The 17,214-nt window shown below is 72.8% G+C and carries 13 protein-coding genes; 6 read left to right on the top strand and 7 right to left on the bottom strand.

Annotated elements, in window-relative coordinates; translation table 11 throughout:
- The first annotated feature begins 111 nt into the window (after positions 1-111).
- The 5 genes from ACFZCY_RS20705 to ACFZCY_RS20725 all read left to right on the top strand — a co-directional run bounded on the left by ACFZCY_RS20705 (position 112) and on the right by ACFZCY_RS20725 (position 8,168).
- Complete coding sequence (locus tag ACFZCY_RS20705) at positions 112-2,079, top strand: Xaa-Pro dipeptidyl-peptidase (protein ID WP_391174945.1); 1,968 nt, start codon at positions 112-114, stop codon at positions 2,077-2,079.
- A gap of 76 nt (positions 2,080-2,155) precedes the next feature.
- Positions 2,156-3,487: a M14 family zinc carboxypeptidase gene (locus ACFZCY_RS20710; RefSeq protein ID WP_391174947.1), complete on the top strand. Its 1,332-nt coding sequence runs from the start codon at positions 2,156-2,158 to the stop codon at positions 3,485-3,487.
- Between the two features lie 84 nt (positions 3,488-3,571).
- Positions 3,572-5,353: a BCCT family transporter gene (locus ACFZCY_RS20715; protein ID WP_391174950.1), complete on the top strand. Its 1,782-nt coding sequence runs from the start codon at positions 3,572-3,574 to the stop codon at positions 5,351-5,353.
- A 457-nt stretch (positions 5,354-5,810) separates the two neighbouring features.
- Positions 5,811-6,386 carry a hypothetical protein gene (locus ACFZCY_RS20720; protein ID WP_391174953.1) on the top strand — a complete coding sequence of 192 codons (576 nt, stop codon included), beginning with the start codon at positions 5,811-5,813 and terminating at the stop codon, positions 6,384-6,386.
- Between the two features lie 144 nt (positions 6,387-6,530).
- On the top strand, positions 6,531-8,168 hold the full coding sequence (locus ACFZCY_RS20725) for an ATP-binding cassette domain-containing protein (protein ID WP_391174956.1): 1,638 nt from the start codon (positions 6,531-6,533) through the stop codon (positions 8,166-8,168).
- Between the two features lie 604 nt (positions 8,169-8,772).
- Here the strand turns inward: ACFZCY_RS20725 and ACFZCY_RS20730 are convergent.
- The 4 genes from ACFZCY_RS20730 to ACFZCY_RS20745 all read right to left on the bottom strand — a co-directional run bounded on the left by ACFZCY_RS20730 (position 8,773) and on the right by ACFZCY_RS20745 (position 13,315).
- A complete protein-coding gene (locus tag ACFZCY_RS20730; protein ID WP_391174958.1) occupies positions 8,773-11,172 on the bottom strand; it encodes a helix-hairpin-helix domain-containing protein in 2,400 nt (799 codons plus the stop codon).
- A gap of 117 nt (positions 11,173-11,289) precedes the next feature.
- On the bottom strand, positions 11,290-11,433 hold the full coding sequence (locus ACFZCY_RS20735) for an LPFR motif small protein (protein WP_391174962.1): 144 nt from the start codon (positions 11,431-11,433) through the stop codon (positions 11,290-11,292).
- 180 nt (positions 11,434-11,613) lie between these two features.
- Positions 11,614-12,477 carry a hypothetical protein gene (locus ACFZCY_RS20740; protein ID WP_391174964.1) on the bottom strand — a complete coding sequence of 288 codons (864 nt, stop codon included), beginning with the start codon at positions 12,475-12,477 and terminating at the stop codon, positions 11,614-11,616.
- Positions 12,478-12,556: 79 nt separating this feature from the next.
- Positions 12,557-13,315 carry an enoyl-CoA hydratase-related protein gene (locus tag ACFZCY_RS20745; RefSeq protein WP_391174967.1) on the bottom strand — a complete coding sequence of 253 codons (759 nt, stop codon included), beginning with the start codon at positions 13,313-13,315 and terminating at the stop codon, positions 12,557-12,559.
- Between the two features lie 243 nt (positions 13,316-13,558).
- Here ACFZCY_RS20745 and ACFZCY_RS20750 point away from each other — a divergent pair, with 243 nt between their 5' ends.
- Positions 13,559-14,146, top strand: a complete 588-nt coding sequence (locus ACFZCY_RS20750; RefSeq protein WP_391174971.1) for an ATP-binding protein — start codon at positions 13,559-13,561, stop codon at positions 14,144-14,146.
- Here ACFZCY_RS20750 and idi read toward each other — a convergent pair.
- From idi to galE, 3 genes are all read right to left on the bottom strand, one after another.
- On the bottom strand, positions 14,079-14,690 hold the full coding sequence (gene idi / locus ACFZCY_RS20755; protein ID WP_361479022.1) for an isopentenyl-diphosphate Delta-isomerase: 612 nt from the start codon (positions 14,688-14,690) through the stop codon (positions 14,079-14,081). The genes ACFZCY_RS20750 and idi overlap by 68 nt on opposite strands.
- Positions 14,691-14,745: 55 nt before the next feature.
- The gene (locus tag ACFZCY_RS20760) at positions 14,746-15,657 is read right to left on the bottom strand and encodes a cation diffusion facilitator family transporter (protein WP_391174975.1); all 912 of its coding nucleotides are present in this window, start codon (positions 15,655-15,657) and stop codon (positions 14,746-14,748) included.
- 315 nt (positions 15,658-15,972) lie between these two features.
- Positions 15,973-16,944: a UDP-glucose 4-epimerase GalE gene (galE, locus tag ACFZCY_RS20765; RefSeq protein ID WP_391174978.1), complete on the bottom strand. Its 972-nt coding sequence runs from the start codon at positions 16,942-16,944 to the stop codon at positions 15,973-15,975.
- Positions 16,945-17,214: the final 270 nt, after the last annotated feature.

Raw genomic sequence — 17,214 nt, forward strand, 5'->3', positions numbered from 1 at the left:
CTTCACGCCCATCCGTTATCTGACATGTAATCGACATCCAGCCGCCACACGGGCCCCGGGTGACCGTCCGCCCTCTTCTGCCCGGGAGTTCACTCGCGCTACGGTCCGGCCGTGCTGCTACGTAGGCGGAAACCCCGCATCCACCGGGTCAGGCACCTCGTCCCGGCGGTCACCGCACTGGTGGCCGCCACCCTCTTACCGCTGTCTCCCCTCGGCACCTCACCGGCCCACGCGGCCCCGGTGCGGGAGAGCAGACCCGTCTATTCGTACGACAACGCCATCCGCGAATCCGTCTGGGTGGACACGAAGCTCGACGGCGACGCCGACGGCAGGACCGACCGGGTCGCCGTCGACATCGTCCGGCCCCGCGAACCCGCGCGGCAGGGCCGCAAGATCCCCGTGATCATGGACGCCAGTCCGTACTACTCCTGCTGCGGACGCGGCAACGAGAGCCAGACCAAGACCTATGACGCGGACGGCAAACCGGTCCTGTTCCCGCTCTTCTACGACAACTACTTCGTCCCGCGCGGCTATGCCACCGTCCTCGTCGACCTCGCCGGAACCAACCGGTCCGACGGCTGCGTCGACATCGGCGGCCGCTCCGACATCCAGTCCGCCAAGGCCGTCGTCGACTGGCTGAACGGCCGCGCCACCGGATACAGCGCCGCGACCGGCGGCACGCCCGTCACGGCGTCCTGGAGCAACGGCCGCACCGGCATGATCGGCAAGAGTTACGACGGCACCATCGCCAACGGCGTCGCCGCCACCGGCGTCAAGGGCCTGAAGACCATCGTGCCCATCGGCGCCATCTCCTCCTGGTACGACTACTACTTCGCCAAGGGCGCCGCCCTCTTCGGCTCGGGCCCCGACGGGCTGGCCGACGCCGTCGAGAGCGACGCCGCCCACGGGCGCTGCGCCGCCGTACAGAAACGTCTCGTCGACGGCGCCCCGCGCAACGGCGACCGGACCGGCCTGTGGAGCGCGCGCGACTACGTGCCCGACGCCCGCAAGGTGCGCGCCAGCGTCTTCGCCGTCCACGGGATGCAGGACCTCAACGTCCGCACCAAGCACCTCGGACAGTGGTGGAACGCGCTCGCCGACGCGGGCGTGGAGCGCAAGATCTGGCTGTCGCAGACCGGGCACGTCGACCCGTTCGACTTCCGGCGCGGGCCCTGGGTCAGTACCCTGCACCGCTGGTTCGACCACCAGCTCCTCGGCATCGACAACGGCATCGAGCGCGAGCCCATGGCCGACGTCGAACGCGCCCCCGACCAGTGGTCCACCGACCGCGTCTGGCCCCCGTCCGGCACCCGGCGGACCACCCTGCGCCCGGCCGCGGGGGAGACCGCCGGGGTGGGCGTCCTCGGCACCGAACGGGCCGGGCCCGGCACCACCGCGGCCTTCACCGACGACCCCCGGCTGAGCGAGACCGACTGGGCCGCCGACATCGACCGGCCGACCCCCGCCAAGGCGGGCTTCACCACGCCGCCGCTCACCCGGGACCTGCGGCTGTCCGGCTCCGGCACCGTGACGGTCACCGCCACCCCCTCCACCACCAGCGCCCACCTCTCCGCCGTCCTGGTCGACCTCGGACCCGACACCATCCGCGACTACGGCGCGGCGGGCGAGGGCATCGTCACCCTCGACGACCGCACCTGCTGGGGCAGCAGCACGGCGGGCGACAGCGCCTGCTTCAAGGTGACCGCGGCCGACACCGAGACGGTCGACTCCACCGTCTTCAGCCGCGGCTGGGCCGACCTCGGCCACTGGGCCGACGCCCGCAAGGGCCGCCCGCTGACCCCCGGCAAGCCGTACACCCTCACACTCGACCTGGCCGCCACCGACCATGTGATCCCGGCGGGCCACCGGCTGGGCCTGATCATCGCCGGTACGGACGCCGGGCTCCTCGAACCGCCCACCACCACACCCCGGTTGACCCTCGACCTCAGCCGCACCTCGGCCCGCCTCCCGCTCGTCGGCGCCTTGCGGGCCGACGGCGCCGCGCCCGAGCCCGCCCGCGAACCCCTGCGCCGCGGCATCCGCACCCCGCACCTCGACGCCCCTCTGCCGCTCCGCTGACCTGCCACGTACGTCCCCGGTGAGGCGCCCGCGCCCGGGCGCCTCACCCGTCCCCTCACCACAGGAGGCCCGCACCGTGTTCTCACCCGCACCCCTCATCCGCACCGCCGCCACCTGCGGCGCGCTCGGCGCGCTGCTCACCGGATCGCTCCTGGCCGCCCCCGCGCGGGCCGAACCGGGAGCGCCGCCGCGCACCGGATTCGAGACCGGCCAGGGCGCCCGCTGGACGACCCAGGACGAGGAGGCGGACTTCCTCGCGGCCGTCGACCGGGCCAGCGGGCGCGTCGCCGTCGACACCATCGGCAGCACCGCGCAGGGCCGCCCCCTCAACCTGGTGCGGATCGGCGCCCCCGCGGCGCCCGCCGACGCCGCCCGGGCCGCCCGCGGCAACTCCCTGCTGCTCATCTGCTCCCAGCACGGCGACGAGCCGTCGGGCCGCGAGGCCTGCCTGACCACCATCCGCGACCTCGCCTACGCCAAGGACCCGGGAACCCGCCGCTTCCTGTCGCGCACGAACGTCCTCGTCGTGCCCACCGCCAACCCCGACGGCCGGGCCGCCGACACCCGCGGCAACTCCCAGGGCACGGACATCAACCGCGACCACATCGCGCTCACCACCGCCGAGTCCCGCGCCATGGCGCGCGTCATCCGCGACTGGCGGCCGGACACCGTCTACGACCTGCACGAGTACGGGGCCACCGTCCCGTACTACATGAAGGACCTGCTGGCCCTGTGGCCGCGCAACCTCAACACCGCCGCCCCCGTACACCGCGAGGCGCGCACCCTCTCGGACACCTACGTGCGCCCGCACGCCGAGGCCGCGGGCTTCTCCACCGGCGTCTACGGCATCTGGACCGACCCGGAAACGGGCGAGCCGGTCAAACAGGTCGCGGGCGACGGCCAGGAGCGCATTCTGCGCAACACCGCCGGGGTCAAGAACAGCGTCGGGCTGCTCGTCGAGACCCGTGTCGACCCGCTCACCGACGCCGAGAAGGCCGACCCCGCCGTCAACAACAAGCGCCGGGTGGGCTCCCAACTCGCCGCGTTGAAGGGCGCGTTCGGCTTCGTGAAGGAGCGGCGCCCGCGGATCGAGGCCGCCACGACCGCAGCCCGGCTCTCTGCTTACGCGGACCGGGGCCCGGTGTACCTCGGCGGCGCCGACAACGACCCGGCCGAGAAGGGCGACATCCTCCAGGACCCGCCGTGCGGCTACCGGCTGGACGCCGAGCAGTACGCCGGCGTACGGGACGAACTGGCCCTGCACGGCATACGGACGCGGGCCCTCCCGGGCGCCGGACACGACGTCCTCGTGCCGCTGCGGCAGCCGCTGCGGGCCCTCGTCCCGCTGCTGCTCGACGGCCGCGCGGACTACCACCTCACCGCAGGTCAGCCCGTGAACACGTGCTGAAACAACGGGAGTCGTCCTGACATACGTATCCGACTACTGGGTAGCCGCATCGTCGACCCATTAAACCCAGTGAAAGGTTCATGCGTGACGGAGACACAGAAGGACACGGGGGACGTAAGAAGCGACCCTCCGGTCACGGCAGACCTTCCCGGCAGTCCCGACCCGACTCCGGCTCCCCAGACCGACCGCGTGGTGTTCGGGGTGTCCGCCGGACTCACCCTCGCGTTCGTGATCTGGGGAGCGCTGTTCACCGACACTCTCGAGAGCGTCTCGGACAGCATGCTGTCCGGACTGATCCACAACGGTGGCTGGGCGTTCATCCTCGCCGCCACCGGCTTTGTGATCTTCGCGCTGTGGCTGGCGATGAGCCGCTACGGCAAGATCACGCTCGGGAAGGAAGGCGAGGACCCCGAGTTCAAGACCGTCTCATGGGTCGCGATGATGTTCAGCGCGGGCATGGGCATCGGCCTGATGTTCTACGGGGTGAGTGAGCCGCTGGCGCACTTCGTCACCCCGCCGCCCGGGACCGACCCGGGCACCGCGGCCGAGAAGATGCAGGTCGCCATGTCGACGACGCTGTTCCACTGGACGCTCCACCCGTGGGCGATCTACGCGGTCGTGGGCCTCGCCATCGCGTACAGCACCTTCCGCCGCGGCCGCCGCCAGACCATCAGCGCCGTCTTCACCCCGCTGATCGGCAGCAGGCACGCCAACGGCGCGGGCGGCCGCGTCATCGACATCCTCGCGATCTTCGCCACCCTCTTCGGCTCCGCCGCGTCCCTCGGGCTCGGCGCGCTGCAGATCGGCAGCGGTGTCGAGGTGCTCGGCTGGAAGAGCAACGTCGGGACCGGGCTGCTGGTCGCCGTAATCGCGGTCCTCACGGTCGCGTTCATCGCCTCCGCCGTCTCGGGCGTCGCCAAGGGCATCCAGTGGCTGTCCAACATCAACATGGTGCTGGCGCTGTTCCTGGCCGTGTTCGTCTTCGTGGCCGGCCCCACGATCATCATCCTCGACCTGCTGCCCACCTCCATCGGCAGCTACATCGGTGATCTGCCGCAGCTGGTGGGCCGCACCGAGGCGACCGGCGGACAGACGGTCGCGAGCTGGCTGAGCGACTGGACGGTCTTCTACTGGGCCTGGTGGATCTCCTGGACGCCGTTCGTCGGCATGTTCATCGCGCGGATCAGCCGCGGCCGCACCATCCGGCAGTTCGTCGGCGGCGTCATCCTGGTGCCGAGCACCGTCAGCCTGATCTGGTTCGCGATCTTCGGCGGTTCGTCGATGAAGCTCCAGGCCGCGGGCAAGCTGGGCAAGGAGACCACTCCGGAGGGCCAGCTGTTCGGCGTGCTCGAGCAGTACCCGGTGGCGAGCATCATGAGCGTCATCGTGATGATCCTCGTCGGCATCTTCTTCGTCTCCGGCGCGGACGCCGCCTCGATCGTCATGGGCACCCTCTCGCAGAAGGGCTCCTTCGAGCCGAGCCGCTTCGTCGTCATCTTCTGGGGCGTGGTCACGGGCGCCGTCGCGGCCGTGATGCTGCTCGTCGGCGGCGGCGGTGACGACGCGCTCACCGGCCTGCAGAACCTGACGATCCTGGTGGCCGCACCGTTCACCCTGGTGATGGTCGGGCTGTGCTGGGCCCTGCTGAAGGACCTGCGCCGCGACCCGCTGATCGTGCGCGGCGAGAAGGGCGAGGAAGCGGTCGAGATGGCCGTCATCGCCGGACACGAGAAGTACGACGGCGACTTCGAGATCCGGATCGGCCCGGCCGCCCCCGCCGAGAACATCGACGGAGCCGCCGGAACGGGCGAGGCCGAGGCCGCCTCGACCGCCGACGGCCGGGTCGGCGCGAGCGACACCCGCTAGCCCGGCCCGCTCCGGCACCGCCACCCGGGGCCCGTCGACACCGCACCCGGTGCGACGACGCCTTCTCGCCGGACCCCCGCCGACGCCCCGCGCGTCCCGGCCCGGGGCTCCGGCGAGAGGCGGTACCTGCCGCGCCTCGCCGGCCTCGACGCCGTCTCCCCGCTCGCCTCCGCCCTCGGCCCCACCGTCTTCGCCGAACAGGTCCGCAGGCTCCTGCTGGAGACCGGGCCGCCGCTCGACGGCGGACGGTACGTCCTCTACGGCTGCCCCGAATGCGAAGGGCTCGCCTGCGGCGCGGTCACCGCCGCCATCGAACGGGACGGGCCCGACATCGTCTGGCGCGACTTCCGCCGGCAGACCGACCAGACCCCCGCCCCCGCACTCGACGGCTACCACGGCATCGGCCCCTACCGCTTCCACGGCAACCGATACCGCGCCGAACTGGGCCGCCTGCTGCGTGACCCCGACGCCCACGACCGCCGCCGACCGCCGCGTCCTCCTCGTCGGCCGCCGCGCCGCGCTCCTCGCCAGGCTCGCCGCCGCACTGCGGCGCACCGGCATCGGCGCCGAGATCACCCTCGACGCGGTGGGCGCCCACGCGGCCGAACTCCGCCGCTACGGTGTGGTGTTCTTCGGCCGGACGACCCCTCAGGACGAGCGCGACGCCGTACGGGACGCCTCCACGAAGGCCCGCTCCGACGCCGTCTTCCTCACCGGCCTCGCCCCCATCGTCCCCCTGCCCGTTGCCCCGGTCGAACAGGCCCTGGACCGCGCCCCGCTGGACCACCGCCGCCTCGTCCGCCTCGCCGCACGGAGCGGGGAAGCACTCGTCGAGGTCACGACCGAGTGCCGCGTCCGCCTCGCCGCCGACCGCCTGGACCGCCTCTCCCGCCCCCACACCCACGACCTCTTCGACGCCCGCCTGCCCCGGGCCTCCACCGCCTGGCCCTGCCCCCCCAAGGCGCTCCGAGGCGCATCCCTTCTCGTGGCCCGCACGACGGACACGATCCTGACGACGCCGGTGGTCCCGTAGGGGCGGGGGCGGTCTCCGGGCCGTCGCCGACCACGACCGGTTCGGCCCACCGCCCCTGCGGGCAGCCACTCGCGTGCCCGCCGGGCCGGGGCGGGGAAATCGCCGAGCCCGCGAGAACCGGCGGCGGTTAGGATCGGGCGCCTGATGACTGCCACTCTCGTCGCCAAGGACCTGGCCGCCGGACACGGTGACCGCACCCTTTTCTCCGGGCTCGATCTCGTCGTCGCCCCGGGCGAGGTCATCGGCCTCGTCGGGGTCAACGGGGCCGGGAAGTCGACCCTGCTCCGGCTGCTCGCCGGGCTCACCGACCCCGAGCAGGGCGCCATCCGGATCAGCCCGCCGCACGCCACGGTGGGCCACCTCCCGCAGGAGCCGGAGCGGCGGGCGGGGGAGACCGTACGGGGGTTTCTGGCCCGCCGCACCGGCGTGGCCGCCGCCCAGGCCGACCTCGACGCCACCACCCAGGCGCTCGCGGACGGCGCGCCGGGCGCGGACGACGCGTACGCCGTCGCCCTGGAGCGCTGGCTCTCGCTCGGCGCCGCCGACCTCGACGAACGCGCCGACGAGGTCGCCGCCTCCCTCGGGCTCGACATCTCGCTCGACCGCCCCATGACCGCCCTCTCCGGCGGCCAGGCGGCCCGCGCCGGTCTCGCCTCGCTGCTGCTCAGCCGGTACGACGTCTTCCTGCTCGACGAGCCGACGAACGACCTCGACCTCGACGGGCTCCAGCGCCTCGAGACGTTCGTCGGCGGCTTGCGCGCCGGTACGGTGCTCGTCAGCCACGACCGCGAATTCCTGGCCCGTACCGTCGACAAGGTCCTCGAACTCGACCTGGCCCAGCAGCAGGTGACCCTCTACGGCGGCGGCTACACCGCCTACCTGGAGGAGCGGGAGACCGCCCGCCGGCACGCCCGCGAACGCTACGAGGAGTACGCGGACACCCGCGCCGGCCTGGAGGCCCGGGCCCGCACCCAGCGCGCCTGGATGGACAAGGGCGTCAAGAACGCCCGCCGCAAGGCCACCGACGGCGACAAGATCGCCCGCAACGCCCGTGTCGAGTCCACCGAGAAGCAGGCCGCCAAGGCCCGCCAGACCGACCGGCTGATCGAGCGGCTGGAGACGGTCGAGGAGCCGCGCAAGGAGTGGGAACTGCGGATGGAGATCGCCGCGGCACCGCGCTCGGGCGCGGTCGTGGCGACCCTGCGCGGGGCCGAGGTGCGGCGCGGCGAGTTCCACTTCGGCCCGGTCGACCTGCAGATCGACTGGGCCGACCGGATCGCCGTGACCGGCGCGAACGGCTCCGGCAAGTCCACCCTGCTGGCCGCCCTCCTGGGCCGCCTCCCCCTGGACGAGGGCCAGGCGTCACTCGGACCGGGGGTGGTGGTGGGCGAGGTCGACCAGGCCCGCGCGCTGTTCTTCGGCAGCGAGGCCCTGCTGGACGCCTTCGGCGCGGCGGTGCCGGACCTGGCGCCGGCGGACGTACGGACGCTGCTGGCCAAGTTCGGCCTCAAGGCCGCCCACGTGCTGCGCCCCGCGTCCACGCTGTCCCCGGGCGAACGCACCCGCGCGGCCCTGGCCCTGCTCCAGGCCCGAGGCGTCAACCTGCTGGTCCTGGACGAGCCCACCAACCACCTGGACCTGCCCGCGATCGAGCAACTGGAGTCGGCCCTGGCCTCCTACCAGGGCACGCTGCTCCTGGTCACCCACGACCGCCGCATGCTGGAAGCGGTCCACACCACCCGCCGCCTCCACGTAACCGAGGGCCGAGTCACCGAGCCCTGACCCCGCCGAGAAGGGCCCCGGTCCGGTGCCCTCCACCCAGCGACAGCCCTGCCCACTCGCTCGACGTCCGGGGCTCGCCGCCCTTACCGCTCGGCCTGCCCCCGCGTCCGGGGACGGCCCCAGTTGGTTCGGCTTGCGGGGCCTCGGTCCCGGGTCCGGGGCGGGCACCGCTGCTCGGGCCGTCCGGCGGTTCCTCAGCTGCCAGCCGCTCCGGCGTGGAGACCGGCCGTCCCACCGCTCGCCCCGTCCAGGGTCTGGGCCGGGCGGCAGTGCAGCCCGGCCCGCGCTCGGTGGGCGCGGCCAGCCGCAGGTCCCGTCCCGCGACCGGTCCTACGGTCTGGCGTCACCGACCCGCTCTGCCGTGGGCGGGGCGAAGCCACCCGGGCCGGGGCCATTGCCCAGCCCGTCCAGGGGCACCTCCCAGCGGTAGCTGGGGGAGTCCGAGGCCCGCAGCCCGGGCCGCCGCTCGACTGCTCGACCCGCCCTGTTCGTGGGCGAGGTCCGCCGCAGCCGGGCCGGGCGGGCCGTGGAGCCCCTCCCCGCCCCGGGGGCTTGCCCCCGGGGCGGGGAGGGGCGGGGTGGGAAGAACCACCCCGCCCGGAAGCTACCGCTTCTTGGGGTCCAGCAGCCCCGCCCGCCGCAGCGCGTCCGCCATCGCCCCGTTGGCGGGAGCCGCGTCGCGCCCGCCTCCGCCGCCGCGCTGGCCGCCGCGCGCCCCGCGGCCGCCGCCCTGGCGCTGCTTGGGGGCGGAGCGGCGGGGTCCGCCGCCCTGCTCGGAGCGATCGGAGCGATCGGAGCGGTCGGAGCGACCGCCCCCACCGGAAGCCGCGGCCTCGTCGTCCAGCCGCAGCGTCAGCGAGATCCGCTTGCGCGGGATGTCCACGTCGAGGACCTTCACCCGCACGATGTCACCCGGCTTCACCACATCCCGCGGATCCTTGACGAACGTCTTGGACATCGCGGAGACGTGCACCAGCCCATCCTGGTGCACCCCGATGTCCACGAACGCCCCGAACGCGGCCACGTTCGTGACGACGCCCTCCAGGATCATCCCGGACGCCAGGTCGCCGATCTTCTCGACGCCTTCCTTGAAGGTCGCCGTCTTGAAGGCGGGGCGCGGGTCGCGGCCCGGCTTCTCCAGCTCCTTCAGGATGTCGGTGACGGTCGGCAGACCGAAGGCGTCGTCCACGAAGTCGTCCGGCCGCAGCGACCGCAGCGTGGCCGTGTTGCCGATGAGCGAGGTGACCTCGCCGCCGGTGGAGGTGACCATGCGGCGCACCACCGGGTAGGCCTCGGGGTGCACGCTGGAGGCGTCCAGCGGGTCGTCGCCGCCGCGGATGCGGAGGAAGCCCGCGCACTGCTCGTACGCCTTGGGGCCGAGCCGGGCCACGTCCTTGAGGGCCTTGCGGCTGCGGAAGGGCCCGTTGCTGTCGCGGTGGGCGACGATGTTCTCCGCGAGCCCGGCGCCGATGCCGGAGACCCGGCTGAGGAGCGGGGCGGAGGCGGTGTTGACGTCCACCCCGACACCGTTCACGCAGTCCTCGACCACCGCGTCGAGCGAGCGCGACAGCTTCACCTCGGACAGATCGTGCTGGTACTGACCGACCCCGATCGACTTCGGGTCGATCTTGACCAGCTCGGCCAGCGGGTCCTGGAGCCGGCGCGCGATCGACACCGCACCGCGCAGCGAGACGTCGAGGTCCGGCAGTTCCTGGGAGGCGAAGGCGGAGGCGGAGTACACGGAGGCGCCCGCCTCGGAGACCATCACCTTGGTCAGCTTCAGCTCCGGGTGCTTGCCGCACAGCTCACCGGCGAGCTTGTCGGTCTCCCGGGACGCCGTGCCGTTGCCGATGGCGATCAGCTCGACGTCGTGCTCACGGGCCAGCTTGGCGAGCCGGTCCAGCGACTCGTCCCACTTGTTGCGCGGGACGTGCGGGTAGATCGTGTCGGTCGCGGCCACCTTGCCGGTCGCGTCGACGACGGCCACCTTCACGCCGGTACGGAAGCCGGGGTCGAGGCCCATCGTGGCGCGGGTGCCGGCCGGGGCGGCGAGCAGCAGATCGCGGAGGTTGGCGGCGAAGACGCGCACCGCCTCGTCCTCGGCGGCCTGCCGCAGCCGCAGCCGCAGGTCGATGCCGAGGTGGACCAGGACACGGGTGCGCCAGGCCCAGCGCACGGTGTCGGCCAGCCACTTGTCGGCCGGGCGGCCGCGGTCGGCGATGCCGAAGCGCTGCGCGATGGACCGCTCGTACGAGGTGGGGCCGGGGTCCTCGGAGGGCTCCTCCGGCTCCAGGGTGAGGTCCAGGACCTCTTCCTTCTCACCGCGGAACATCGCCAGCACCCGGTGCGAGGGCAGCTCGGTGAAGGGCTCGGCGAAGTCGAAGTAGTCGGCGAACTTGGCGCCGGCCTCCTCCTTGCCCTCCCGCACCTTGGTGGCGACCCGGCCGCGCGACCACATGCGCTCGCGCAGCTCACCGATGAGGTCGGCGTCCTCCCCGAACCGCTCGGTGAGGATCGCCCGCGCGCCCTCCAGCGCGGCGGCGGCGTCCGCGACGCCCTTCTCGGCGTCCACGAACGCGGCGGCCGCCGCCGTGGGCTCCACGGTCGGGTCGCCGAGCAGCCCGTCGGCGAGCGGTTCGAGACCGGCCTCGCGGGCGATCTGCGCCTTCGTGCGGCGCTTCGGCTTGAAGGGGAGGTAGATGTCCTCCAGCCGGGCCTTGGAGTCGGCGGCGAGGATCTGCGCCTCCAGCGCCTCGTCCAGCTTTCCCTGCGACCGGACCGATTCGAGGATCGCGGCGCGCCGCTCCTCCAGCTCGCGCAGATAGCGCAGCCGCTCCTCCAGGGAGCGCAGCTGCGCGTCGTCGAGCATTTCCGTCGCTTCCTTGCGGTAGCGCGCGATGAACGGCACGGTAGAGCCGCCGTCGAGCAGCTCGACGGCGGCCTTGACCTGCCGTTCCCGTACGCCGAGTTCCTCGGCGATCCTGCCTTCGATGGACGTCGTCACGATCACGCTCCGCTTTCGGTCTGCACTGCATCTGCATTGTGGCAGGTGGCAGTGACGAAGCGGTCACGGACGACATGTTCGGCGGGCCTCGGAGGGGGCCGAGGGGCCGTACGGGCCTTAAGTGTGCCTGCGGCGGCCCGCGCCGCTCGCCGTGTCGGCGGCCCCGCCGAACAGCCGGGCAATGGCACGGAACGGCAGCGTCACCACCGTGGCGATCGTGGATCCGATGGCGCGGAGCACATCGGCGACAGCACGCAACACTTCAGGCCTCCCATCGGTCGAGAACGGTTCGGCAGCCGCCTCCGGGCGCCGCACGTACGCGGAGCACGGGCACTCGCCGGCGTGCGCGGCGCGCGGTTGGGCGCCCGGTGAAAGGGCGGCCGATCACTCATCCACCGGGTATCCCCCCTCACCCCGCGCAAACCCGCGTCCCAGGCGCCGTCAGCGCTTGCCGAGGAGGTCCGCCGGGAAGGCGCCCGCCTCCAGGGCCCGCGTGGTGAACGCCCCGGCCAGCTCCGTCAGCCGGGCCACCCCCGCCGCGCCCAGGTGCTCGTACGGGGCGGCGTCGAGGCGGTCCGTGTCGTCCTCCAGGGACTCGCGCAGCTCGGCACCGGCCGGGGTCAGCTCGCCCGCCTCGTCCAGTAGCCCGCGCTCGCGCAGCCGGTCCTGTCCGGCGGCCAGTTCCTCGGCCGTCCAGCCACGGGTCGCCAGAAGCCACTTCGGGGACATGCCCTTGCCGGTCGCCGCATGGCTGACCATGGCCTCCACTCCGTCCAGCCCGGCGGCGACGAGGGTCAGCAGATGGGTGTCGCCGCGGTGCTCGCGCAGCAGGGTGGCGGCGTGCCACAGGGCCAGGTGCGGGGCCTCGGGCACGGGGAGGTCGGCGTGGGCGGCGTACAGGGGGCGGGCGGAGCGGGAACACGCCTCGGTGGCGCGCAGCGCCAGCTCGGCCGCCTCGGCCATCTCCTTCGACGCCACCGCGTCGTCCCCCAGCAGCCGCCGCAGCACGGAGTCGGCCGCCCGCAGCCGGGCCTCCAGCGCGGCCTCGGGGGAGACCACGTCCCAGGCCCGCGGTATGTGGCGGGCGACCAGTTCGTGCTTGAAGTTGTAGAAGGTCGCGGTGACGGTCCCCGCGCCCACCCGGCCGAACGCCGCCGCACGGCCCACGAAGTAGACGGCGCCGCGCTCCTCCAAGCCCAGTTCGGCCAGCTCGTTGGCGTAGTCCGGGGCGAAGTAGACGCAGGAGTGCAGCGGATTGACGACGGAGTGGCAGCGCCGTACGGCGTGCTGGGGAAGTGTGGTCATGGGCCGCACGCTACCGGCTGGTAAGGCAGGCCGGCAGCCGGGGTTGGAAGCCGGGGCCGGGCGGCCGGTTCCGGTGCGGTCAGGGGACCGGCGGGGACCAGCCGAAGCGGGGCGCCCGGCGCTCCAGGAAGGCGGCGATGCCCTCCCCGGCCTCCCCGCTGACCCGCGCCTGCTCCTGCCAGTACGCGACCCGCTCCGCGTCGGCGGGCCCGGCCGCGAACTCCTTGGCCGCCGCCTGGGTGAGCCGCGACCGGGACACCAGCACCCGGGTGAACTCCTCGACCCGCTTGTCGAGCCCGCCGGCCGGCAGCACCTCGTCGACCAGCCCGGTGCGCAGCGCCCGCGCGGTGTCGATCAGTTCGCCCGAGAACAGCAGGTACTTGGCGCCGGCCGGTCCGATCAGCTCCACCAGCCGCCGGGTGGAGCCGGGGAAGTAGACGATCCCGAGCTTGGCCGGGGTGATCCCGAAGAGCGCGCCCTCCTCGGCGAACCGCAGGTCGCAGGCGGCCGCCAGCTGGCAGCCGCCGCCCACGCAGTAGCCGCGCACGGCGGCCAGCGTCGGTTTGGGGAAGGCCGCGAGGGCCTCCTCGGCGGGCAGCGCGAGGCCGGTCGTCTCCTCGTACGTCGCGCTCAGCGAGCCGATGTCGGCGCCCGCGCAGAAGGTGTCCCCGTGGCCGGTGAGCACGAGCGCCCGTACGGCGGGGTCGGCCGCGAGCCCGTCGAGCAGCGGGGGCAGCGCCCGCCACATGGCGGGGGTGAGCGCGTTGCGCTTGGCGGGATTGCGGATGACGACGGTCGCTATGCCGTCCGTGACCTCGTGCCGCAGACAGGGCTCCATGCGGCGGATCGTATCCGGGCGCTACGAACCCTCCACGCCGGGGCACGAGGCCGGGGTCAAGCCATAGGCGCCAGGGGGCGTCATCCAGACGGGCAGGAACAGTCGAGCGAGTGACCCTGGCATACGCCAACGAACAAAAGCGGTCGATAGGTGCACAGTTGTGGTCACTCCATCGGTCCGTACCAGACCATTCCCAACACTCGACCCGAGAGGTCGAGCCGTGGCGATGGGTGGGTGTCGGGCATGGAGATCGTCGGGAGAGTCCCCTCCGAACCGGGGCACGCCCCGCCGCGCGGACCGGCGGTCGGCGAGGGGGCGTGGCGGTTCACCGCTCCGGCCCTGGAATCCTCCGTACCGCAGGCGCGGCACGCGGTGCGTGATCTGCTGGCCCATCAGGGGGTGTCCGGGCACGGCGATCTGGTGCCGAATCTGCTGCTGATCGTCTCCGAGCTGGTCACCAACGCCGTGCGGCACGCGGCGCTGCTCTCCCCGCAGATCGCCGTCGAGGTGTCGATCGGCCGGGGCTGGGTGCGGGTCGCCGTCGAGGACAACCATCCGTACCGGCCCAGGCCCCTGGAGCTGGAGGCGGACCAGGGGCGGACCGGCGGCCGCGGGCTGCTGCTGGTGCAGGCGATCGCGGAGGAGTCCGGCGGAAGATACGACGTGGATCACACGGCGAGCGGCGGCAAGGCGGTCTGGGCCGCCCTGCCGCTGACCCCCGCCGTCCCCGGCCCGGTGCCCGGCCCCGTATCCGGCGGGCCGCTCACCAGCCTGCGGCCGCCCCGGTCAGCTCCCGGATCGCCGGCCGGGCCGCGTCCAGCACGGTCATGAACCACGCGGAGAACGGGCCCTCCGCGTGCAGCTTCGTCAGCTCGTCCGGTGTGACGAAGGCGGTCTCGCCGATCTCCTGCGGATCAGGCCGCGGCGTCTCCTTGAGCAGCCCGACGAACAGGTGGTTGTACTCCTGCTCGACCAGACCCGAGGCCGGGTCCGGGTGGTTGTAGCGGACCGTGCCCGCCTCGCCGAGCAGCGCGGGCGCGATGCCCAGCTCCTCGCCGGTGCGGCGGGCCGCGGCCACGAACGGCGGCTCACCGGGGTACGGATGGCCGCAGCAGGTGTTCGACCAGACGCCGGGGGAGTGGTACTTGCCCAGGGCGCGCCGCTGGAGCAGCAGCCGCCCCTGCTCGTCGAAGAGGAAGACGGAGAACGCCCGGTGCAGCTGCCCGGGCGCCTGATGTGCCGTGAGCTTCTCCTCGGTGCCGATCGTGGTGCCGTCCTCATCGACCAGTTCGAGCATGATCGATTCCGTCGAGCCGTTCGGCGCGGAGGGCGCTGCGGTCTCGGCGGAAGGGCCGTTGGCGGGTGTGATCGGCATGACCGTCCTCATAGTTACGACGTTGGCCCCCAAGTCTGCCGCACGCATGCACGTGTCACTGGCACAGCCGGGCTTCGTGATCAGCATGTCCACCCGGTTCCAGCTGAAACGTGCAGTGTGCGACGTCGAAATGCGTCCCCAGACACCCCTGGAGATCGTGCAACAGCCGCTCATGGCCCACCGCGTCGAGCACCGGCCGGCCGACCACCACATGCGCGGAGAGCACCGGCATCCCCGAGGTGATCGTCCACACATGGAGATCGTGCAGCCCCTCCACACCGGGCAGGGCGAGGATGTGGGCGCGCACCGCGGCCATGTCGACATCCCGTGGCGCCGCCTCCAGGAGGACGTTCAGCGTCTCCCGGAGCAGGGTGTACGTACGCGGCACGATCATGAGCGCGATCCCGAGCGAGGCGATCGGGTCGGCCGCCTGCCACCCCGTGGCCAGGATGATCCCCGCCGACACCAGCACCGCGACCGACCCCAGGGCGTCCGCCAGCACCTCCAGGAACGCGCCCCGCACGTTCAGGCTCTCCCGCTGCCCGCCGCGCAGCAGGGCCAGTGACACCAGGTTCGCGGCCAGCCCGACTGCCCCGAAGACGATCACCAGGCGGCCCTGGGTGGCGGCGGGGTGGAGGAAGCGCAGCACCGCCTCGCAGAGGATGTAGCCGCCGACCCCGAACAGCAGCAGACCGTTCCCCAGCGCCGCCAGGATCTCGGCGCGCGCGTATCCGTACGTACGCCGCGGGCTGGGCGGGCGCCCCGCGAAGTGGATCGCCAGCAGCGACATGGCGAGACCGAGCGCGTCGGTGGCCATGTGCCCGGCGTCCGCCAGCAGCGCGAGGGAATCGGCGAGCAGCCCGCCGACGATCTCCACGACCATCACGGTGACGGTGACGACGAGCGCGATCCACAGCCGCCACTGATGCCCGGCGCCCGCGGTGCGGTGGTCATGACCTGCGCCCATGTCGATACGGCCCTCCTGCCCGGGGCGGCCCCTGTCCCCAGTGAACTACGCCGGGGCCACGGCCCGGGCGGGCCGTACCGCCGTCCGGGCCGGCCGTGGCGGGGGCCCGGGGTCAGCCCCGGCGGGCCCAGGGGGTGCCTTCCGGGTCATGCCGGGCTCGCGGGGCCTGGCACGCACGCTCGCCGCGTTGTCGTCGTCGCGCGCAGCGCCGCTGCGCTCTCCTCCTCCGCCTTGCGATCGCACGCTCCCCCAGCTACCGCTGGGAGGTGCCCCCTGACCCCGCTCCCTGATCCGGCCTGATCCGAAAGGCACCCCCTACGGGTGGTGGAGGCACCAGCCCTCCCAGGCGGACTCCACCATCGCGCGCACGTCGTGCCGGGCGGTCCAGCCCAGTTCCTTGGTGATCAGTTCGGTCGATCCGACGACCCGGGCCGGGTCGCCCGGGCGGCGGGGCCCGACCACGGGCGTGAGCTCGGGTCGGCCGGTGACCTCGGCGATCAGGTCGGCCATCTCGCGCACCGAGACGCCCTGACCGGTGCCGATGTTCACCGTCAGATCGCCCGCGCCCGGCCGCGCGGCCAGGCGGCGGGCCACGGCGAGATGGGCGGAGGCCAGGTCCTCGACATGGATGTAGTCGCGGATGCAGGTGCCGTCCGGGGTCGCGTAGTCGTCACCGAAGATCCTCGGGGCCTCCCCGTGGGTGATCCGCTCGAACATCATCGGGATGATGTTGAACACTCCGGTGTCGGCCAGCTCAGGCCGCGTGGCACCCGCCACATTGAAGTAGCGCAGACAGGCCGTCGACACGGAATGCGCCGCTCCCACGGCCCTGACCAGCCATTCTCCGGCGAGCTTGGTCTCCCCGTACGGGTTCATCGGCACACACGGGGTGTCCTCGGTGACCAGTTCCACATCCGGCATGCCGTAGACGGCGGCGGAGGAGGAGAAGAGGAAGCTCTCGATCCCGGCGGCGGCCACGGCCTCCAGCAGCACCGTGAGACCGTGCACATTCTCCCGGTAGTACCGCAGCGGCTGCTCGACGGACTCCCCGACCTGCTTCTTCGCCGCGAGATGCACCACACCGGTGATGTTCAGCTCGGCGAACGTACGGTCCAGCAGCTCACGGTCCAGGGTGGAGCCGCGCACGAGCGGAACGTCCTCGGGCAGCCGCCCGGGGATTCCGCTGGAGATGTCGTCGAGCACGGCCACCGGCTCGCCCGCCCGGGCCATGGCCCGTACGACATGCGACCCGATATATCCGGCACCACCTGTGATCAGCCACGTCATGACGGCACCCTATCCACAGGTCAGGGCGGCGCCCGTTTGTCGAGGGGACACGCCATCCACCATGATGATCGACGGCGCGCGGAAGCGGTCGTTCCCCCGATCGTGTGGTGAATGCGCGGTGAACGGTCGCTTCCATCGATCCGATAGCCTCTGCCGACACGCCGCCCGCCCCACCCGGGACCGGGATGCGCGATGCCCGCTGTCCCCTCAGGGCTCCAGGGTTCCAGGCCTGTGCCAGAGCGGCGCGGTCACCATGTCAGCTGCCAAGGA

This window comes from Streptomyces sp. NPDC007983, assembly GCF_042958345.1.
In the GTDB taxonomy this organism is placed as follows: Bacteria; Actinomycetota; Actinomycetes; order Streptomycetales; family Streptomycetaceae; genus Streptomyces.